Here is a 545-nt window from a genome sequence, read left to right as displayed (position 1 = left end):
CACCGCTGCGCGGCGGGCGGTCGCCGGGTCGCCCGCAGGGTCGCCCGTCGCGGCGTGCCCGAATTACCCCAAGTCGGCCAGGTTCGATCGGGTAGAAACGTTACGATCGTGTAATTCCGCTTGTGACCCCTAGCTTCGACAGGCTCGGTGAGCCAGGCTCTGCGGGGTGTGAACGGGGCGTCCGATCTGAGCGACGCTCCCGGCCGGCCGCTACGAAGGCCGGCCCCGAAACGCGCACGAAGTCCACCAGTAGAAACGACTCTCACGAAGGCGGATCGATGGGGTATCTCGACAACCTGATCATCGACACGGACAACTACAAGCACTGCCACTACCCGCTGTACCCGAAGGTCACGGAGTACGTGTCCAGCTACATCGAGTCCCGCGGCGGGCTGTTCCCGGTGACGATGTTCGTCGGTCTCCAGGTCTACCTGCGCGAGAAGCTGATGAAGCCGATCACGCTCGAGGACATCGACGAGGCCGAGTTCGTGGTCCGCGAGCAGGGGATGCACTTCAATCGCGAGAACTGGCTGGGCATCCTGAAC

Annotated in this window: 1 protein-coding gene; it reads left to right on the top strand. The window is 63.9% G+C overall.

Going from position 1 to position 545, the window contains the following annotated elements:
- Nucleotides 1-278 precede the first annotated feature (278 nt).
- Nucleotides 279-545: nicotinamide phosphoribosyltransferase domain-containing protein (locus PKE99_RS38600; protein ID WP_271215177.1), on the top strand; the 267-nt coding region annotated here is incomplete at its 3' end.

This window comes from Pseudonocardia halophobica, from assembly GCF_027922425.1.
Classification (GTDB): Bacteria; Actinomycetota; Actinomycetes; order Mycobacteriales; family Pseudonocardiaceae; genus Pseudonocardia; species Pseudonocardia halophobica.
Note: the sequence above shows the minus strand (reverse complement) of the source record. Positions and strands in the feature narration are given on the sequence as shown.